At 69.8% G+C, this 16,599-nt stretch carries 17 protein-coding genes; 8 read left to right on the top strand and 9 right to left on the bottom strand.

The annotated features are described in order from the left end of the window. The first annotated feature begins 22 nt into the window (after positions 1 to 22). Positions 23 to 1,114: an acyltransferase gene (locus ASF58_RS00650; RefSeq protein ID WP_162242021.1), complete on the top strand. Its 1,092-nt coding sequence runs from the start codon at positions 23 to 25 to the stop codon at positions 1,112 to 1,114. Here ASF58_RS00650 and ASF58_RS00645 read toward each other — a convergent pair. Next, positions 1,062 to 2,432 (bottom strand): O-antigen ligase family protein, encoded by a 1,371-nt coding sequence (locus tag ASF58_RS00645; RefSeq protein ID WP_162242020.1) that lies wholly within the window; start codon positions 2,430 to 2,432, stop codon positions 1,062 to 1,064. The two genes, ASF58_RS00650 and ASF58_RS00645, sit on opposite strands and share 53 nt — an antisense overlap. Before the next feature lie 121 nt (positions 2,433 to 2,553). Between ASF58_RS00645 and ASF58_RS00640 the strand changes: the two genes are divergently transcribed. After that, entirely contained in the window at positions 2,554 to 3,633 is a 1,080-nt protein-coding gene (locus ASF58_RS00640; protein WP_055946103.1) for an acyltransferase, read from the top strand. 67 nt (positions 3,634 to 3,700) lie between these two features. Here the strand turns inward: ASF58_RS00640 and ASF58_RS00635 are convergent, their stop codons facing one another. From ASF58_RS00635 to ASF58_RS00615, 5 genes are all read right to left on the bottom strand, one after another. Continuing rightward, complete coding sequence (locus ASF58_RS00635; protein WP_200930171.1) at positions 3,701 to 4,888, bottom strand: MFS transporter; 1,188 nt, start codon at positions 4,886 to 4,888, stop codon at positions 3,701 to 3,703. Positions 4,889 to 4,993: 105 nt separating this feature from the next. Continuing rightward, the gene (locus ASF58_RS00630) at positions 4,994 to 6,472 is read right to left on the bottom strand and encodes an MmgE/PrpD family protein (protein ID WP_055946098.1); all 1,479 of its coding nucleotides are present in this window, start codon (positions 6,470 to 6,472) and stop codon (positions 4,994 to 4,996) included. 349 nt (positions 6,473 to 6,821) lie between these two features. Next, a complete protein-coding gene (locus ASF58_RS00625; RefSeq protein WP_055946094.1) occupies positions 6,822 to 7,403 on the bottom strand; it encodes a YceI family protein in 582 nt (193 codons plus the stop codon). After that, complete coding sequence (locus ASF58_RS00620; RefSeq protein ID WP_055946092.1) at positions 7,400 to 8,002, bottom strand: cytochrome b; 603 nt, start codon at positions 8,000 to 8,002, stop codon at positions 7,400 to 7,402. The genes ASF58_RS00625 and ASF58_RS00620 overlap by 4 nt, the downstream gene beginning before the upstream one ends. Positions 8,003 to 8,036: 34 nt before the next feature. Further along, positions 8,037 to 8,660 (bottom strand): YceI family protein, encoded by a 624-nt coding sequence (locus ASF58_RS00615; RefSeq protein WP_055946089.1) that lies wholly within the window; start codon positions 8,658 to 8,660, stop codon positions 8,037 to 8,039. A 127-nt stretch (positions 8,661 to 8,787) separates the two neighbouring features. On the opposite strand from ASF58_RS00615, the gene ASF58_RS00610 reads away from it, so the two are divergent. The 5 genes from ASF58_RS00610 to ASF58_RS00590 all read left to right on the top strand — a co-directional run bounded on the left by ASF58_RS00610 (position 8,788) and on the right by ASF58_RS00590 (position 12,403). After that, positions 8,788 to 9,795, top strand: coding sequence for a LysR family transcriptional regulator (locus tag ASF58_RS00610; RefSeq protein ID WP_082512743.1), 1,008 nt, complete (start codon positions 8,788 to 8,790; stop codon positions 9,793 to 9,795). Between the two features lie 64 nt (positions 9,796 to 9,859). Further along, complete coding sequence (locus tag ASF58_RS00605) at positions 9,860 to 10,903, top strand: YihY/virulence factor BrkB family protein (RefSeq protein WP_055946086.1); 1,044 nt, start codon at positions 9,860 to 9,862, stop codon at positions 10,901 to 10,903. 200 nt (positions 10,904 to 11,103) lie between these two features. Further along, positions 11,104 to 11,553: an RNA polymerase sigma factor region1.1 domain-containing protein gene (locus ASF58_RS26595; RefSeq protein ID WP_244477143.1), complete on the top strand. Its 450-nt coding sequence runs from the start codon at positions 11,104 to 11,106 to the stop codon at positions 11,551 to 11,553. Positions 11,554 to 11,577: 24 nt separating this feature from the next. Next, positions 11,578 to 11,757 carry a hypothetical protein gene (locus ASF58_RS00595; protein WP_055946080.1) on the top strand — a complete coding sequence of 60 codons (180 nt, stop codon included), beginning with the start codon at positions 11,578 to 11,580 and terminating at the stop codon, positions 11,755 to 11,757. 76 nt (positions 11,758 to 11,833) lie between these two features. Next, complete coding sequence (locus tag ASF58_RS00590) at positions 11,834 to 12,403, top strand: NUDIX hydrolase (protein WP_055946078.1); 570 nt, start codon at positions 11,834 to 11,836, stop codon at positions 12,401 to 12,403. A 1-nt stretch (position 12,404) separates the two neighbouring features. On the opposite strand, the gene fabI is transcribed toward ASF58_RS00590, so the two are convergent. The 3 genes from fabI to fabA all read right to left on the bottom strand — a co-directional run bounded on the left by fabI (position 12,405) and on the right by fabA (position 15,640). Next, positions 12,405 to 13,238: an enoyl-ACP reductase FabI gene (gene fabI / locus ASF58_RS00585; protein ID WP_055946075.1), complete on the bottom strand. Its 834-nt coding sequence runs from the start codon at positions 13,236 to 13,238 to the stop codon at positions 12,405 to 12,407. A 460-nt stretch (positions 13,239 to 13,698) separates the two neighbouring features. Then, positions 13,699 to 14,925, bottom strand: a complete 1,227-nt coding sequence (gene fabB / locus ASF58_RS00580) for a beta-ketoacyl-ACP synthase I (RefSeq protein WP_055946072.1) — start codon at positions 14,923 to 14,925, stop codon at positions 13,699 to 13,701. 133 nt (positions 14,926 to 15,058) lie between these two features. Beyond that, positions 15,059 to 15,640, bottom strand: a complete 582-nt coding sequence (gene fabA, locus ASF58_RS00575; RefSeq protein ID WP_055946069.1) for a 3-hydroxyacyl-[acyl-carrier-protein] dehydratase FabA — start codon at positions 15,638 to 15,640, stop codon at positions 15,059 to 15,061. Positions 15,641 to 15,975: 335 nt separating this feature from the next. On the opposite strand from fabA, the gene irr reads away from it, so the two are divergent. Continuing rightward, positions 15,976 to 16,485 carry a Fur family transcriptional regulator Irr gene (irr, locus tag ASF58_RS00570; protein ID WP_055946066.1) on the top strand — a complete coding sequence of 170 codons (510 nt, stop codon included), beginning with the start codon at positions 15,976 to 15,978 and terminating at the stop codon, positions 16,483 to 16,485. The last annotated feature ends 114 nt before the right edge of the window (positions 16,486 to 16,599 follow it).

Raw genomic sequence — 16,599 nt, 5'->3', positions numbered from 1 at the left:
GGTTGCCGGACATCCGCACGCGGTGCCTTCCGCCTCCGGGTCGCGCACGATCATGAGCCTGCAGTATGGGCGCGGCGTGGCGGCACTCCTCGTCTGCCTGTTTCATGTCTACGGCTTCACCGAAAAGTATTTCGGCGTGACGACAGGCGGACGCATCTTCGAGGGCGGTCATTCCGGAGTGGAGTTCTTCTTTGTCCTGAGTGGTTTCATCATCGCGACCGCCCACGCCCGGGACATCGGGCAACCGCATCGCATCGGGACGTTCTTCCGGAAGCGCGCGGTTCGGATCCTGCCGATGTTCTATCTCACCGTCGTACCGCTCGGATTGCTGTTCCTGGCTCACCCGGTCTACGGAGCCGATCGAGCCCTCACGCTGCCCAAATTCATCCTCGACCTTCTACTGATCCCGCGTGAGGGCCTCCTGACGTTGGCGCCGGCCTGGACCCTTCAGCACGAGTTCGTCTTCTACCTGTTCTTCGGTCTCGTCATCCTACGCCCGGCCCTGGGCATGGGAGCCTTCGTCGCCTGGCAATTGGCGTGCCTCGTCACGGTCGCCTTCCGGCTCGTCGAGCCCGACTACCTCATGCCGATCAACAAGCTGCTGGGCGTGCACAATCTCGGCTTCGCGATGGGACTGGGCGTGGCCTGGCTCTACCGCTCCGCGTATTTCGCCCGCCTGACGCGCGTCCTGCCGCTCCTGTCGGCCGTTGCCATCGCCGGCCTGATCGCCCTTTTCGCGGGCGAGTGGCGCTCCGGCTCCGGCATCCTCGGTGGTCCGGTGCCGCTGACGCTGGCCTATCTCGCCTGCTACGCCGTGCTGATGACGGCTCTGCTGGCGCTGCCCAACCGGCCCCGACCGCGCCTCGACGCCACCCTCGGTCTCCTCGGGGCGGCCTCCTACGTGGTGTACCTGATCCACGAGCCGGTCGCTTCGATCGCCGTGAAGGTCCTGATGGCGGGGCCCTTCAAGGCGTATGTCGGACCGAACATGGCCTACATCGCGACCGTCGCGGCCGCCGTCGCCGCCGGGATCATCGTCCACCTCTTCGTCGAACGGCCGATCACGAGCCTTTTGACACCGAAGCGCCGGGGGGATGTGCCTCGGGGCGCATAACCCCGGCGGCACGCCGAACGCCTCCCTGTCGGCCGGCGCCGACGGCGCGTCGCCCGGACGCCGTGACCGGCTCTGTCTGGCCGACCCGACTCAGCTCGTCCGTCAGCATGGTGAAGGACAGGGCGAGCCAGAACATCGAGGCCGTGCCTGGGTCGGTCAGGACGGTCTCGCTGAAGCCGCGGATGAAGATATTGAGGATCAGGAGGCTCGGCAGCATCGTCGTGGCCGAGCCGAGCTTCATCGCCCGCAGCGAGAGCCGGCCCGCCCGCAGGAACAGGAAGGCGGCAAGCGCGACGCCGACCACGCCGAGCTGAATCCACACGTCCAGCCAGTTGTTGTGCGAGTGGGGGACGCTCGTGCCGACGAGGCCGTCGATGATCTGCGTCTCGGACGACTTGATGTTCCAGAAGCCGTAGCCGTAGCCCAGGATGGGCCGGCGCTGGATGATGTACCAAACCGCCTGCCAGATGGGCGTCCGCCCGGTGAGATCGCTGCTGCGGCCGACGAGACTGAGCAGGTCGGTGGATTGCTGGACCAGGGCCAGGACAAGCCCCACGGTCAGAAGCAGCAGCGTGACGAGCACCTTGTCCGACGGACTGCGCAGCAGCGAGATCGCGGCGATCACCAGGCAGATCAGCGCGCTGATGGCGCCGGTCGCCGACCGCGCATTGACCAGGAGGCCCAGCAGCGCGAGGAACGTGACGGCGGCAAAAAGCCGATTCGAGGCGCGGCGCCGGAAGGATTCGAACACCACCAGGCTGCCGAGCGCGGCGGTCGCGCCGAGGAAGTTCTTATGGCTCGAGGCCCCGCGCCATGCGTCGGTGTAGCCGTTGAGCAGGCTGAGGCCGTAGGCGGGGAAGAAGGCCACCGCCACGTAACTGCTCACCGCCGCGATCGCAAAGGCGCGCGTGAGCAGCTTCAGCAACTCGTCGTAGGCGAAGCGCTGTACGAGGTAGATGGGATACACGACAATGATCGTGAGCCGCGCGCACCGATTGATGACCGTGCTCGGCTCCGCCGACCACGTAACGCTCACGAAGGCATAGGCACAGAAGAGCAGCAGCGGCCAAGACTTGAGTGCGGCTTGCATCATCCTGTCGACATCTCGGAAAGAGAAGAACGCGAGACAGGCAATGGTGATGACAAGCGTGAGGGTTGCCGACGGGAAGGCCGTGACAACAACCGGGTCGTTTGCAAGCCGGTACTGAGGCGCTAGATAGTTCTCGAGCGGCAGAAACGTCGAGAGCATTTGAAAGCCGACGATAATCATCGCGACCAAGCCTTCGAGCGAATCCGCTTTACCTGTTTTATCCGTCATGCGCGTCAGCCCCACGGGTGGCGACCCGGTCGGCCAACCCATAGCGGCATCTCGGACGGCTGTCGATTGACACCGCGCCGGAGAGCTTCCGCGAAAGTTCCCCCTCGTCTATAGCGTTACCATGGATACGTTCGCAGCCACGACCAGCCCGGCGCACGGGCCTGCTTCAGCGGACGGAACCGCATCGCCGGGCCTCCGGGCCGCCCCTGCCGAGCGCGAGCGGCTCCTGGACATCGATCGGGCGAAGGGACTGGCGATCACCCTCGTGGTCCTGGGCCACCTCGTAAAGTCCGGGACCCTGGGCGAGCAGGCTTGGTACGCACAGCTGAAGCTGGCGATCTATGCGTTCCACATGCCCTTCTTCATGTATCTGAGCGGTTTCGTCTTCTTCTATACGGGCTGCCATCTGCGCATCGGGGCCGCCTACGGGCGCCTCGTCCGCCAGAGATCGCTGCGCCTGCTGGCGCCCTTCGGCATCATGCTGGTGCTCACGATTGTCGGCAAGACCGTGGCTTCGCACGTCATGTACGTGGACGAGGCTCCGCGGGGCGTCGGCGGGGGCCTCTACGATGCTGTCTTCGCCACGAAAACCAGCCCGGTCTTCTCCATCTGGTACCTCTGGGTCCTGTTCGTCTACTCGGTCGCCTTCCCCGTGCTGTGGCGCCTCACGCGCGGCTCGTTCCCGGTGATCGCAGCCATCGCCCTGGTTCTTCACGCTCTTCCGGTGGCCGATGTGCTGTTCGCCGACCGGATCATGGGGTTCTTCATCTTCTTCGTCGCGGGTTGCTGCGCCGCCGCCTATCGCCAGGCGATCCTGCCGGCCATGCGGCGTTACCTGCCGCTGAGTGCCGTCGTCTTCGTCCTGGCGCTGGGAATCGTGACGCGCGTTCCGAACGGGTGGGATGCGCTGCTCGTCGTCGGCCTGCTGTCGATGCCGGCCTTGCACGGATTGATGCTCAGCAGTCTCGTCGCGCGCGACCGGATCCTGCTGGCGATCGGCAGCTTTGCCCTGGCGATTTATCTCTTCAACACCGTCTTCATCGGCCTGGCGAAGGCCGTCTATTTGAAGGTCCTGCCCTATACGGGGGCTGGTTTCGTCGGGCTGATCGTCGTCACCTTCATCGCGGGCCTGTTCGGGCCGATCCTGTTCAAGGTGCTCGTGCTGCGCCGTTCCGCAACACTCGACCGGTTCACGAGCTGACGGCGGCTCACCGGTTCTGCGGCACGCGGGCTGTTGCCGCGCGGCCTCTCCGTCACCCCTGGCAGCATCAGCGCGACGGCGTCGCCGCCAGGCGCCGGGCGGTGACGAGGCCGAGGACGGCGATGACGACGGCGCAGAGGCTGAGGGCGGTGAGCTGCCCGAGGCTCTGGAGGGCGCCGCCGAGGATCGCCACGCCCAGGGCCTGTCCGCAGAAGAACGAGAAGGCGTGGAGCGCCACCGCCGAGGCGCGGGCGGTCGGTGCCACCTCGGTCACCTGCACCTGGAAGGTGTTGTGGAGCATGTAGAAGCCGAGCCCCATGGCCACCAGGGCGGCGCAGTCGAGCTGCCAGGTGCCGGCGAGGCCGATGGTGACCAGGGCGCCGGCGCAGATCAGGCCGCCGCCGATCAGCATCCGCGACATGCCGAGGAAGCGCAGCAGCAGGCCGACCGAGAACGAGTAGAGCAGTCCTCCGGCGGCGAAGCCGGCCAGAGCCAGGCCGGCCTCCCGGGCGCCCCCCTCGCCGCGCGCCTCGATCAGCGGGGCGAGGTGCGGAAAGATCCCGAACACCGCGATCGCCTCGACGAACACTGCCCCGAACAGGATGCGGGCGCGCGGGTTGCCGACGATGGTGCGGTAGCGCGCCACGGCCGTGTGGAATTCCGGTCGCCGGGCCGGAGCCGCCGCGCTGCGGTCGAACCCGAGGAGCGCCGCGCTGCAGCCGAGGGCCGCCACCGCCGCGGTGATGGCGAAGACGCCGGCCCAGCCGATCGCCCCCTCGATCAGGCCCGCGAAGGTCGAACCCGAGAGCTGCCCCAGGATCACCGCCACGAGGAAGCGACCGATGGCGACCTGCCGGCGCTCGATCGGGATGCGGTCGCCCATCAGGGCGAGTGCCAGGGGCACGACGCCGCCAGCGCTGCCCCCGGCGATCATCCGTAGGACGAACAGGGTGTCGAGGCTGGTGGTCAGCGCGCAGGCAGCCAGCGCCAGGGTCAGGATGCCGAGGCAGATTGCGATGATCCGCTCCTTGCCCAAAGCGTCGCCGACGGGGCCGAGGATCGGCTGGATCAGCGCGTAGGGCAGGGCGAAGGCGGTGGAGAGCAGCGCCACCGTGTGGGGATCGCTGCGCAGGTCGCGCGCCAGCACGCCGACCAGCGGCTCGATGGAGCGGCCCGCGAAGGTGCTGGCGAAACCGGCGAAGGCCAGGATCACGATCAGGCGCGTGGTCGAGAACTCGGCCTTCAGGTCCGTGATCCTTGCTGGGGGCAGGCGCGGGGAGGTGATGCGCGGGGCGAGGCCCGGGAGCGGGCTTCGCCATACGCGGCCGGGATCGGCCCGTCGATCCCGATCCTCTGCGGTTCAGGCCTGGACGCCGGCCCGGGCGACGTCGCCGGCATTCGGCAACTCGGCGATGCGCCAGCACAGGTCCATGACCCGGCGCACCTGGGCTTCGGGCAGGATCCCGTCCGCGAGGTCGGTGAACTTGGTCTCCAGGGCCGCGTCCGACATCGGCCGCTCGACGCTGCCGAGGGCATGCTCGATGCGCCGGGGCAGGCTGCGGCCGTCCTTCAGCACCACCGTGAGCTCCACCTGCTCGGGCCGGATCGCCGGGTCGACCACCGGCTTCACCCGGGCACGCAGGGCCGCGATCGCGGGGTCGTTCACCGCCCGGTCGCTGAACTGCTTCTCGCCGCCGGCCCCCTCCACCAGCGCCACCGCGACGGCGTGGTAGATGCTGAACTTGCCTTCGAGGCCGGTGCGCGGCGCGGTCTTGCCGGTGAGTTCGAGCACCAGGGGATGAACCTTCATGTCGACCCGCTCGATCGCGTCGGCGGTGAGATGGTTCTCGTTGCGCAGCTGCACCGCCCCGTCGATGGCCGGATGCATGACGATGCCGCAGGCGAAGGGCTTGTAGGTGTTCAGCGCCGCCTCGTAGCGGGTGCCGAGCCCTTCCGTGATCTCGCGGTAATCCTGCTTCGTCGAGATGGTGTTCGCCCAGCCGCGCTTGGCCTCGATCATCCCGTCCGAGCTCGTGTAGTTCTTCGCGGCGAGGATCGCGGCGAACAGACCGTTCGATGCGGCCCGGCCCGGATTGAAGCTCTTGTTCATGGAGCCGAAGGATTCGCGCAGGCCCACGGGCTGCGACGCGGCGAGCCCGAGCGCCCAGACCATCTGCTGCTCGGACAGGCCCATCAGCTTGCCCGTCGCGGCCGCCGCCCCGAACACCCCGGCGGTGCCGGTGATGTGCCAGCCGACATCGTAGTGGTTCGGGTAGACCGCGTTGCCGATCCGGCATTCCGTCTCGACGCCGAGCACCAGGGCGTTGAGGAAATCCGCCCCCGAGACCGGGTTCATCTCGGCGTAGGCGAGGATCGCCGAGGCGACGGGGCCGGCCGGGTGGATCACGGTCTTCAGGTGGGTGTCGTCGTAGTCGAAGATGTGGCTGGCGACGCCGTTCAGGAAGGCGGCATTCATGATGTCGAAGCGCTCGGGGCGCCCGAACAGCCCGGCCTGCGGCGGGCCGGAGAACGGCTTCAGGGCCGAGACCGCGACGTCCAGGGTCTCGTGATGCGATCCGCCGATGGCGACGCCGACCCAGTTCAGCAGGGTGCGGATGCCCTCGCGGCGGACGGCCTCGGGCAGGTCCGCGTAGCGCGCGCCGACCACGTAGCGGGCGAGGATCCGGGTGACCTCCGGCGGCACCGGCTTCGGATCGGCCTTGGCTTCGGTCTTCGTCTCCGGCGCGGCTTGGGCGGGACGGACGGCGCTGCCGGTTCCCACGAGCGCGAGGCTCGCGGAGCCGAGCAGGGCGCGGCGGTCGATCGTCGGCACGGGCATGGCTCTCTTCCTCTGGCGACTTGCGGCCGGCGCCCGCATGGGCGCCGCCGTGCCGGGGGCGCCGGGACCGAAGCCGCCGGCGCGACCGGACCCGAGGAATAACCCGACCGTCGCAGCAGGGCTCCCGCTTTGTGCGCACAGCCCAAGCGTTTTGCGCACGCGTTACGTGTCAGAAACAAAATAGCCGATGAGACGCACAGTATCCGAGCCGCGGAGCATGCGCGGGGCTCGCTGCCGGCGTGTCATCCCCGTGCCGTACAATCGTAGGGACGCGGCCGAGTCTGTCTCGAGACCGGGCCGTTACACATCTCGCCCACCCGAGCGGCGGCAGGGTTGCTTTCGGTCCGTTTCAGGGCTTGGGGGCCGTCTCCGTCGCGGCGAGGTCGATGTCGACGCCGACCTCCAGTGCGACCCATTGGCCCGAGGCCCAGGGGCCCTGTCCGACGCCGAACTGCGTGCGCACGAGATCGAGGTGGCCCACTGCGCGCGCCGTCGCGCCCGTGCGTGTCAGGCGGAAGGGCAGCACCGCATCGCGGCGGATGCCGCGGATCGTCAGGCTGCCGACCGCCTCGTAGGCGTCGCCGCCCTTGGCGACGAACCGCGTCGCTTCGAACCGGGCCTGCGGCGTGGCCTTGACGTCGAACCACTCCGCCTGGGGCAGGGAGGTGTCGCGCTGGGGATCGCCGGTCTCGGCGCTCGCGAGGTCGATGTCGACCACGGCGTGTCCGGTCTCCGGGGCGGCGGGGTCGAAGGTGATCTGCGCGCTGAAGCGCTTGAACCGGCCCTGGAACGGCGCACCGACCTGGATGCCGGAGAACCCGATCCGGCTCTTGGCCACATCGACGGTCCAGGCCGCGGCTTGGGCGCAGGCCGGGACGGCCAGGGGCGCCGCCGCGAGGGCGGCCGCGAAGGCGAGACGAGCGGCGATCATGCTTCGGATCCGGACTTGAGCGGGGCGCGGGGCAGCATCCGCCGGAGGGTGTCATCGCGCAGGACGAGGTGGTGGCGCAGGGCCGCGCCGACATGCAGCAGCAGGAGACCGATCAGGATCCAGGCCCCCCAGGCATGGACCTGCTTCAGCACCGCCTCCACGGCGGCCTTGTTCGCCAGCTCCGGCAGCACCGGCAGGTGCGGCCAGGGGACGACAGCGTAGAGCACGGTCGGCAGGTTGAAGGGCGAGGCCGAGACCACGGCCCAGCCGACGAGCGGCAGGCCGACGAGCAGCCCGTAGAGCAGGGCGTGGGCCGCGTGCGCCCCGGCCCGTTCCCGGGCCGGCAGCGTCGCGGGCAGGGGCGGCGGCCGGTGGGCCAGGCGCCAGCCGAGGCGCAGCAGCGTCAGGGCCAGCACCGTGAGGCCCACCGACTTGTGCCATTGGTAGAGCTGGAACCGGCGCATCGGCGCCAGGTCCCCGTGCGTCATGGCGAGACCGATCGCGATCAGCCCCAGAACCGCCAGCGCACTGAGCCAGTGCAGGGCGATGGCGACGCGGGTGTAGCGCGGTCGGGGCGCGGCGCGGACGGTCTCGATCATGACGCGCTCCCTTCGACGGGGTGGACGGTGCGGCCTATTCCTTGCGCTCGAAGGCGCCCGCGATGGTGAGGTGCAGGTCGTCGCCGATTAGCGGTACGTAGGTCTTCACGCCGAAATCCGAGCGCTTGAGCGTGCCGGTGGCCTCGAAGCCCACGGTGACCTTCTTGTTCAGCGGGTTCACGCCGGCGCCCACGAGGGTGACGGTCAGGGTCACCGGCTTGGTCACGCCGTGCAGGGTCAGGTCGCCGGTGACCTTCGCCTTGTCCTTGCCCTCGGGCGTCACCTTCGTGGAGACGAAGGTCATCTCGGGGAACTTGCCCGCGTCGAGCCACTGGTCGCCCTTGAGCTCGCCGGTCAGCTTCTCGCTGGTCGTCATCACCGAGGCCACCGGGATCTTGATGGACAGTTTCGCGGCGGCAGGGGTCTTCGGCTGCAGCTCCAGGGTGCCTGAGACGTCCGAGAAGCCGCCCGAGTAGTTCGAGAAGCCCATATGCGAGACGGTGAAGCCGACCTGGGTGTGGCCGGGATCGACCGCGTAGGTGCCGGCCTGGATCTGGGCCGGGTCGCGGGTCGGCGGGGTCTGGGCGAGGGCCGGCGCGGCGAACGCGAGGGCGAGGGACACGGTCTGGGCGACGAGGGACGGGGAGAGACGGATCACGGGGTTCGCTCCGAGGATGAGGGCGCCGAGGATGAGGGCGCCGATGAGGGTGGCGTCTGGGCACCGGTTCGGTGAAGCGCCAATAGGCCGCTTCCCGCGGGTGCGATAGCGCGCTAATCGGGGACACATGGTTGCGCATCTGGAAACCTTCGCCGGAAACCTCGACGACGTCCGGGCTTTCTGCGCCGTGGTCGATCTCGGCAGCATGACCCAGGCCGGCGCCTTCCTCCGCGAGACCAAGGGCAGCGTCAGCCGGCGCGTCGCCCGCCTCGAGACGGTGCTGAAGGTGACGCTGCTCGCCCGCACGCCGCGGGCGGTCTCGCCCACCGCCGAGGGGCTCGCCTTCCACGCCCGGGCCCTGGAGAGCCTCGCCCTCCTGGACGAGGCCCTGCAGACGGCCCGCGGCGCCCGCACCCTGCCGCGGGGGCACCTGCGGGTGACGGCCTCGATCGACTTCGGGGTCGAGGTGCTGCCGGACCTCGTGGCGAGCTTCCGGGCCCGGCACCCGCAGATCACCCTGGAGCTCCTCATCACCGACAGCCGCCTCGATCTCGCGGCCAACCGGGTCGACCTCGCCCTGCGCCTCGGCGGCGGCGACCATCCCGACAGCGGCTACACCGCCCCGATCCTGGCCGACCTGACGATCGGCCTCTACGCGGCCCCGGCCTACCTGGCCCAGCGCCCGGGGCCGGCCGACATCGCCGAGCTGGCGACGCATGACGTGGTGCTGGCCCGGGAGCGCCTCGGCGCCACCCAGATCCTCGTCTCGGACGTGGAGGGCCGCGAGGCCGGCATCACCCTGCGGCCGGCCGTGCGGGCCACGGATTTCGCCACCGTGCTGCGCCTGACCCTGGCCGGGGCCGGGATCGGCCACATCCCGAGCCTCGTCGCAGCCAAGTCCCTGGCCCGGGGCGACCTCGTGCGCGTCCTGCCCGACTGGGCGAGCCGGGGCGGGACCCTGCGCGCCGTCACCCTGGCGGGCCGCGAACTCCCCGCGCGGGTGCGCCTGTTCCGCGAGCACGTCCGCACCGAGATGGCCCGGCGGGCCGCGATCTGTCCCCTGTCCGGGCTCGATCGTCCCACGCCCGTGGCGGCATCGGTGGCGACCTATGACGAGAGTTCAGGCAGAGTGTGATCCCGGGGGCGGCGCGCCCCGCGTAGCGGCGTTCCGGCGACGAGCGGTCCGGCAGGGTGTCGGCATGGTGCGAGACGAAGATGAGGGTCAGGACTGGCGCTCGGTCAGCACCCGCGCCCTGAACCCGCAGGAGCTGGCCGAGGCGCGCCAGCGCACGCACGAGCCCGGCCGCGGCCGGGGTGCGACCGATCCTGTCGACATCCCCAAGGCCGGCTGGCGGGACATCCTGTGGCGGGTGTTCTGGGCGATGCCGCAGGACCGGGTGCTGACCACGGCGGGCGGCGTCGCCTTCTTCGCCCTGCTGGCGGTATTCCCGGGCCTCGTCGCGGTCGTGTCGATCTACGGGTTGTTCTCGGATCCGCACGTCATCAGCCAGCATGTCAGCCTGCTGGCGGACATCCTGCCGCCGGGCGCCCTGGAACTGGTCTCCGACCAGCTGGTGCGGATCGCGCAGCGCAGCACCGGCTCCCTGAGCACCACGTCCGGCATCAGCCTGCTGATCGCCCTGTGGAGCGCCAATTCCGGCGTGAGCGCGCTCTTCGACGCCCTCAACGTGATCTACAAGGAGCGCGAGAAGCGCAGCCTGATCCGCTTCTACGCCACCACCTTCCTGTTCACGATCACCAGCGTGGTGTTCTTCCTCGTCTCCACCAGCGCGGTGGTGCTGCTCCCGGCGATCCTCGACCGCCTCGGCTTCATCACCGCCACCGACACCATCCTGCAGATCGTGCGCTGGCCGGCCCTGCTCGGCGTGGTCACCCTCAGCCTGTCGCTGATCTACCGCTACGGCCCGAGCCGGAACCGGGCGAAGTGGCGCTGGGTGACCTGGGGCAGCAGCCTCGCGGCGCTGTTCTGGGTCGGCGCCTCGGGGGTGTTCTCCTGGTATGTGGCGAGCTTCGACAGCTACAACCGCATCTACGGGTCGCTGGGGGCCGGCATCGGCTTCATGACTTGGATGTGGCTGTCGATCGTCATCGTCCTCGTGGGTGCCGAGATCAATTCGGAGATGGAGCGCCAGACCGGCTGCGACAGCACCGAGGGCCGGCCGAAGCCCCTGGGCGTCCGCCAGGCCTTCGCCGCCGACAGCGTCGGGCCGAGCCAGGACTGAGCGCCGGCCCGGGACCGGGCGGCGCCGTCTTCCCCGTGAGCCCGGGAACAGCGCCGACGCCCGACGGGTTTTCCGACGGCAGAGCGTCGGGAGTGGCAGATGGCCGGACCGCAACACGCACGACCACCCGGGCCAGGGCGGGCATGGGCCGCCGCGGCACGGTCCGGAGGAGGCGCAGGCGTGCCCGCGGCGCGCTCGTGGTGAGCGCCGCGCCGACCTTCGCGCAACGGGACCTCGACCGGCTCATCGCCCTCGGGCGGCAGAAGGGCGAGCTCACCCCGGCCGACCTGCAGGCCGCCCTGCCGATCCACAGCATGAGCGCCGAGGCGATCGCGCAGGTGGTCCTGGATCTCGAGGCCGCCGGCATCCCGGTGGAGCTGGAGGACCTGCTCACGGGGCGAGCCCATCCCGACGGGATCGCGCCGCTGCCCCTCGCGCCCGCGCCGGGATTGCCTTCCGGCGACGCCGCACTGGCCGCGCCGCGCCCGGACGCGCTGGCGTCCCGGGTGGTTGCGCCGGTCGCTGCCGAAGAGGACCCGGTCGGGACGGCACCGTCGGCCGAGGGGCGCCGGGTCCGGAACGCCGTGCTGGTGGCGGGCCTGATCGTGCTGGTGCTGGTGGGGGCGATCCTGATCGCCCTCGGGCGATGAACCGCGACGCGGGGGAGACCGACCATGGACATTCAGACGACCATCGCGGAGGCGATCATCGCCGAACTCAAGCGCCAGGCGGAGGTGAGCGAGCACGGCCTTTCGGTCGAGGCCGGCGAGCCGGGCTTCGTGACCATCGACGGCCGGGTCAATCTCGACGAACTCATCATGGTTATCGAGGGCGCCCTGGCGGGCGGTCCCTGACGGTCGCCCACACGACAGGCCGGCGCCCATGGCCCAGCCGGACCCCGCCCCCGGGCGAGAAGGAATCGTACCCGAGATGAAAGCCGAGATCCTCAGCCTGCGGACCCTCCACGAGGGCTGGACCCGCTTCTCGCTGGCCCGGGTTCGCCTCGCCGACGGCAGGGAGGCCGAGCGCGAGATCGAAGATCACGGAAATTCCGTGGGCGTGCTGCCCTACGATCCCGCCCGGCGGGTCGCCACCCTGGTGCGGGAGCTGCGCGTACCGGCCCTCTACGTCGCCGGCGAGCAGAGCCAGCTCGAGGCGCCGGCCGGCCTGATCGACGACGGCACCCCGGAGGACAATGCCCGGCGGGAGGTGCTGGAGGAGGCGGGCTTGCGCCTCGGCGACCTCGACTTCGTCGGCGCCACCTATTCCTGCGGCGGCATCTCGACCGAGCGCATCCACCTGTTCCTGGCCGCCTACGCCGCCACCGACCGGGTGGACGGCGGCGGGGGCGCGGACGGCGAGCACGAGAACATCCGGGTCGTCGAGATGCCCCTGGCCGAGCTTGCCCGGATGGCCGATCGCTGCGAGCTGACCGACCTCAAGACCCTGACCCTGGTCCTCGCCCTGCGCGCCCGCCGGCCCGAGCTGTTCGCGGGCTGATCTAGACCGCCTCGCCGATGACCCCGGCCTCGTCCTGCGCCTGCAGCACGTCGGGGCGGGGCATCGAGATGATATTGTAACCGGAATCGACGAAGTGGATCTCGCCGGTGACGCCCCCGGACAGGTCCGAGAGCAGGTACATCGCCGAGCCGCCGACCTCCTCCTGCGTCACCGTCCGGCGCAAGGGGGCGTGCGCCTTCTGGTGATTGAACATCAGGCGGGCATCGGCGATGCCGGCCCCGGCCAGGGTCCGCATCGGGCCCGCCGAGAGGGCGTTGACCCGGATGCCGTCCGGGCCGAGGTCGCCGGCGAGGTAGCGCACGGAGGCCTCGAGGGCCGCCTTGGCGACGCCCATGACGTTGTAGTTCGGCATGATCCGGGTCGAGCCGCCATAGGTCAGCGTCAGGAGCGACCCGCCGCGGGGCATCCGCTTGGCCGCGCGCTGCGCGATCTCGGTGAAGGAGAAGCACGAGATCGTCATGGTCCGCGAGAAATTCTCGCGGGTGGTGACGTCCACGTAGCGGCCCTTGAGCTGGCCCTTGTCGGAGAAGCCGATGGCGTGGACGACGAAGTCGAGGCCTTCGGGGAAACGTGCGTCCAGGGCGGTGAACAGCGCGTCCACGCTGGCGATATCCTCGACATCGCAGGGCAGGACGATATCCGAGCCGACGGAGGCCGCCAGTGGCGTCACCCGGCGTCCCAGCGCGTCGCCCTGGTAGGTGAAGGCCAGCTCGGCCCCGTGGCGGTGCAGGACCTTGGCGATACCCCAGGCGATCGAGTGATCGTTGGCGACCCCCATGATGAGGCCGCGCTTTCCCGCCATCAAACCCGTCATGCACGTCCCCCGGTCGTGGATCCTCGGGTCCCTCGGACCCGTCATCGTTGGCTGGAGGCTTAGCCCGGGGGTCGTGGCCCTGTCCAATCCGGCCGGAGCCCGAAGGCGCTTGGCACGATGAAGGCGCTTGGCACGATGAGAGTGCTTGGCACGGTGCGAGCGCCGAGCCCAAACGCAAAGGCCCCGTCCGGGCCTGAGCCGGGACGGGGCCTTTGCGTGCAGCCGAGGCGACGCGGACGCTAGAAGTAGCCGTCGGTGTCGCAATTGGCGCGGTCGATCATGACCTGCTTGATGTAGACGGCCGTGGACCCGGCAAGGGCGAGGCCGCCGACGGTTCCCAGGGTGAACCACAACATGGCTGTGCCTTCCAGCAATCCATAGAAACAATGAACGGCGGAAGGTCTCTCCAGTTCCTTAACGGGGCGGGCCAGGGGTTAAGCCTGACCCGGTTCCGTCGCCCTCAGGCGTCCACGTGCTTGAGAACCAGCGTGGCGTTGGTGCCGCCGAACCCGAAGGAGTTGGAGAGGACGTGCCCGAGCTTGGCCCCGTCCCGACGCTGGCGCAGGATCGGCATGTCGGCGAAGGCCGGGTCGATCTCGTCGATATGGGCGCTCTCGCAGATGAAGTCGTTGTTCATCATCAGCAGGGAGTAGATCGCCTCCTGCACGCCCGTCGCCCCGAGGGAGTGACCGGTGAGGGATTTGGTGGCGGCGATGGGCGGACAGGCGTCGCCGCGTCCGAAGACCTCGCGAATCGCCTCGATCTCCTTGTCGTCGCCCACCGGTGTCGAGGTGGCGTGCGGATTGATGTAGTCGATCCTGGCGCCCTTCAGGCCCTCGATCGCCTGGCGCATGCAGCGGACCGCACCCTCGCCGGAGGGGGCCACCATGTCGTGCCCGTCCGAGGTGGCGCCGTAGCCGGCGATCTCGCCGTAGATCGTCGCGCCGCGGGCCTTGGCGTGCGCGTATTCCTCGAGCACCAGGACGCCGGCGCCGCCGGCGATGACGAAGCCGTCGCGGTTGGCGTCGTAGGCGCGGGACGCCCGGGCCGGCGTGTCGTTGTACTTCGAGGACATGGCGCCCATCGCATCGAACAGCACCGAGAGGGTCCAGTCGAGGTCCTCGCAGCCGCCCGCGAAGATGATGTCCTGGCGCCCGCCCTGGATGACCTCGGCGGCATTGCCGATGCAGTGGTTGGACGTGGCGCAGGCCGAGGAGATCGAGTAGTTCACGCCCTTGATCTTGAACCAGGTCGCCAGGGTCGCCGAGGCGGTAGAGGACATGGCCTTAGGCACGGCAAAGGGACCGACCCGCTTGGGACCCTTGTCGATCGCGATGGCGGCGGATTCGACGATGACCTTAGTGGACGGTCCGCCCGAGCCCATGATGATGCCGGTCCGGTCGTTGGAGACGTCGCCCGCCTCCAGCCCGGCATTCCGGATCGCCTGGTCCATGGCGACGTGGTTCCAGGCGGTGCCGCCGCCGTGGAAGCGCATGGCGCGCCGGTCGACGACGCCCTCCGGGTCGAGGGTGGGACGGCCCTCGACCTGGCTGCGGAAGCCGTGCTCCGCGTAGGAGGCCGACCGCCCGATGCCGGACTTGGCCTCCCGCAGGGACGCGAGGACTTCCTCGGTGTTGTTGCCGATGGATGAGACGATGCCCATCCCGGTGATCACGACACGCCGCATGGACACGATGCTCTCCGCCGCCGGGGCTTGCTCTTCACGGTGCTTGTTCTCGAGACGGCACCTTCGCGTGGGTCTCACGTAGGACGCGGACGTCCCGATCTCAACTGCGCCGGACTTGCCGGCGGCCTCGGCCTCAGCCGCCGGCGGCCTCGCCCTGGGCCTGGAACAGCGCGACGCGCAGGTCCTTGGCCTCGTAGATCCGGGTGCCGTCCGCCTCCAGCCAGCCGTCGGCGATGCCGAGCACCAGCTTGCCGAGGCGCACCCGCTTGATGTCGATGCCGTAGACGACCTTGGTCACCGTCGGCAGGACCTGATCGGTGAACTTGACCTCGCCGACGCCGAGCGCCCGGCCGCGGCCGGGGGCGCCGAGCCAGCCGAGGTGGAAGCCGACGAGCTGCCAGAGGGCGTCGAGGCCGAGGCAGCCGGGCATCACCGGGTCGTTCTTGAAGTGGCAGCCGAAGAACCAGAGGTCCGGCCGGATGTCGAACTCGGCGAGCACGTGGCCCTTGCCATGGGCGCCGCCCTCGGAGCCGATCGAGACGATGCGGTCGAACATCAGCATCGGCGGCAGCGGCAGCTGCGCGTTTCCGGCGCCGAACAGCTCGCCACGGCCGCAGGCGAGCAGTTCCTCGTAGGAATAGTGCGAGGCCCGCTGGGGCGCGGCGGTCGCCGGAGCGGTGCCCGACGGAGCGTTCGGATCGGAAGCAGAAGACATGATGAGCGGATCGGTCCTCAGGAATGGGTCCGGGGCGCGGGGCCCCTCGGCGTCGCGCCGCCGTCGCCGGCGTGGAATCGGCACGGGCCGATCCGGCCGACGCTGCGGCGTGAAATCGGCGCTTCGTTAACACAGGGCTTGTGCGCCTCAAAGCTGCCCACCCGTTCCCAGCGTCCCAATCCGCCGCCGCCACCCCGGTGCGCGACCTGCCGGGCGGGTCCGCCATGCGGGCGGGGGACCAGCCCCGCGTGCAGCTCGGGTTGCGATGCGACGGCGGGTTCCGTATACGTATCCGCTGAGTTTCTCGTTTTCCGCGTGGGATGTTTGTACGCCCGATGTCGAACCTTCTGCCCCTGCAGGCCGTGCTGAACGCACGGGCCTCCGTTCCCGGCGGCGACACGGCCGCCGGCCGTCGCGGTTGCCCGCTGTCGGACCTGCGCGACCGCCTGCGCCGGGCGGGCCTGCGCCCGACCCGCCAGCGCCTGTCCCTGGGCTGGCTGCTGTTCGGCCGCGGCGATCGCCACCTCACGGCGGAAATGCTCTACGACGAGGCGATGCGCGCCAAGGTGCCGGTGTCCCTGGCCACCGTGTACAACACCCTGCACCAGTTCACCGAGGCCGGCCTCCTGCGCCAGCTCGCCCTCGACGGTTCGAAGGCCTACTTCGACACCAATCCGAGCGAGCACCACCACTTCTTCCTCGAGGACGAGGGCCAGGTGCTGGACATGCCCGATTGCGGGATCACCGTGGATTCCCTGCCCGATGCCCCCGAGGGCATGGAGATCGCCGGCGTCGAGGTGATCGTCCGCCTGCGCCGCCGCGGCCCGGTGGCCCGCAAGGCCTGACCGTCCGCCGCGTCCGCACGCACCGTCATCGAGGCCCGGGCAACCGGGCCTTTTTCGTTGGCGCGGTGCCCTGACGCGCCGCGCAACGATGGCCCGCCTCGCGGGGTTGTCGCC

The organism is Methylobacterium sp. Leaf125 (assembly GCF_001423085.1).
Taxonomy (GTDB): Bacteria; Pseudomonadota; Alphaproteobacteria; order Rhizobiales; family Beijerinckiaceae; genus Methylobacterium.
The sequence above is the reverse complement of the archived record's forward strand: the minus strand, read 5'-3'. Positions and strand labels throughout refer to the sequence as shown.

Coding starts and splice junctions, on each gene's coding strand:
- ASF58_RS00625 (WP_055946094.1), bottom strand. CDS start 7,403: ATGATCGCCGCTCGTCTCGCCTTCGCGGCCGCCCTCGCGGCGGCGCCC.
- ASF58_RS00630 (WP_055946098.1), bottom strand. CDS start 6,472: ATGCCCGTGCCGACGATCGACCGCCGCGCCCTGCTCGGCTCCGCGAGC.
- ASF58_RS00640 (WP_055946103.1), top strand. CDS start 2,554: ATGGATACGTTCGCAGCCACGACCAGCCCGGCGCACGGGCCTGCTTCA.
- ASF58_RS00620 (WP_055946092.1), bottom strand. CDS start 8,002: ATGATCGAGACCGTCCGCGCCGCGCCCCGACCGCGCTACACCCGCGTC.
- irr (WP_055946066.1), top strand. CDS start 15,976: ATGTCGAACCTTCTGCCCCTGCAGGCCGTGCTGAACGCACGGGCCTCC.
- ASF58_RS00605 (WP_055946086.1), top strand. CDS start 9,860: ATGGTGCGAGACGAAGATGAGGGTCAGGACTGGCGCTCGGTCAGCACC.
- ASF58_RS00595 (WP_055946080.1), top strand. CDS start 11,578: ATGGACATTCAGACGACCATCGCGGAGGCGATCATCGCCGAACTCAAG.
- ASF58_RS00610 (WP_082512743.1), top strand. CDS start 8,788: ATGGTTGCGCATCTGGAAACCTTCGCCGGAAACCTCGACGACGTCCGG.
- ASF58_RS00590 (WP_055946078.1), top strand. CDS start 11,834: ATGAAAGCCGAGATCCTCAGCCTGCGGACCCTCCACGAGGGCTGGACC.
- ASF58_RS00645 (WP_162242020.1), bottom strand. CDS start 2,432: ATGACGGATAAAACAGGTAAAGCGGATTCGCTCGAAGGCTTGGTCGCG.
- fabI (WP_055946075.1), bottom strand. CDS start 13,238: ATGACGGGTTTGATGGCGGGAAAGCGCGGCCTCATCATGGGGGTCGCC.
- fabA (WP_055946069.1), bottom strand. CDS start 15,640: ATGTCTTCTGCTTCCGATCCGAACGCTCCGTCGGGCACCGCTCCGGCG.
- fabB (WP_055946072.1), bottom strand. CDS start 14,925: ATGCGGCGTGTCGTGATCACCGGGATGGGCATCGTCTCATCCATCGGC.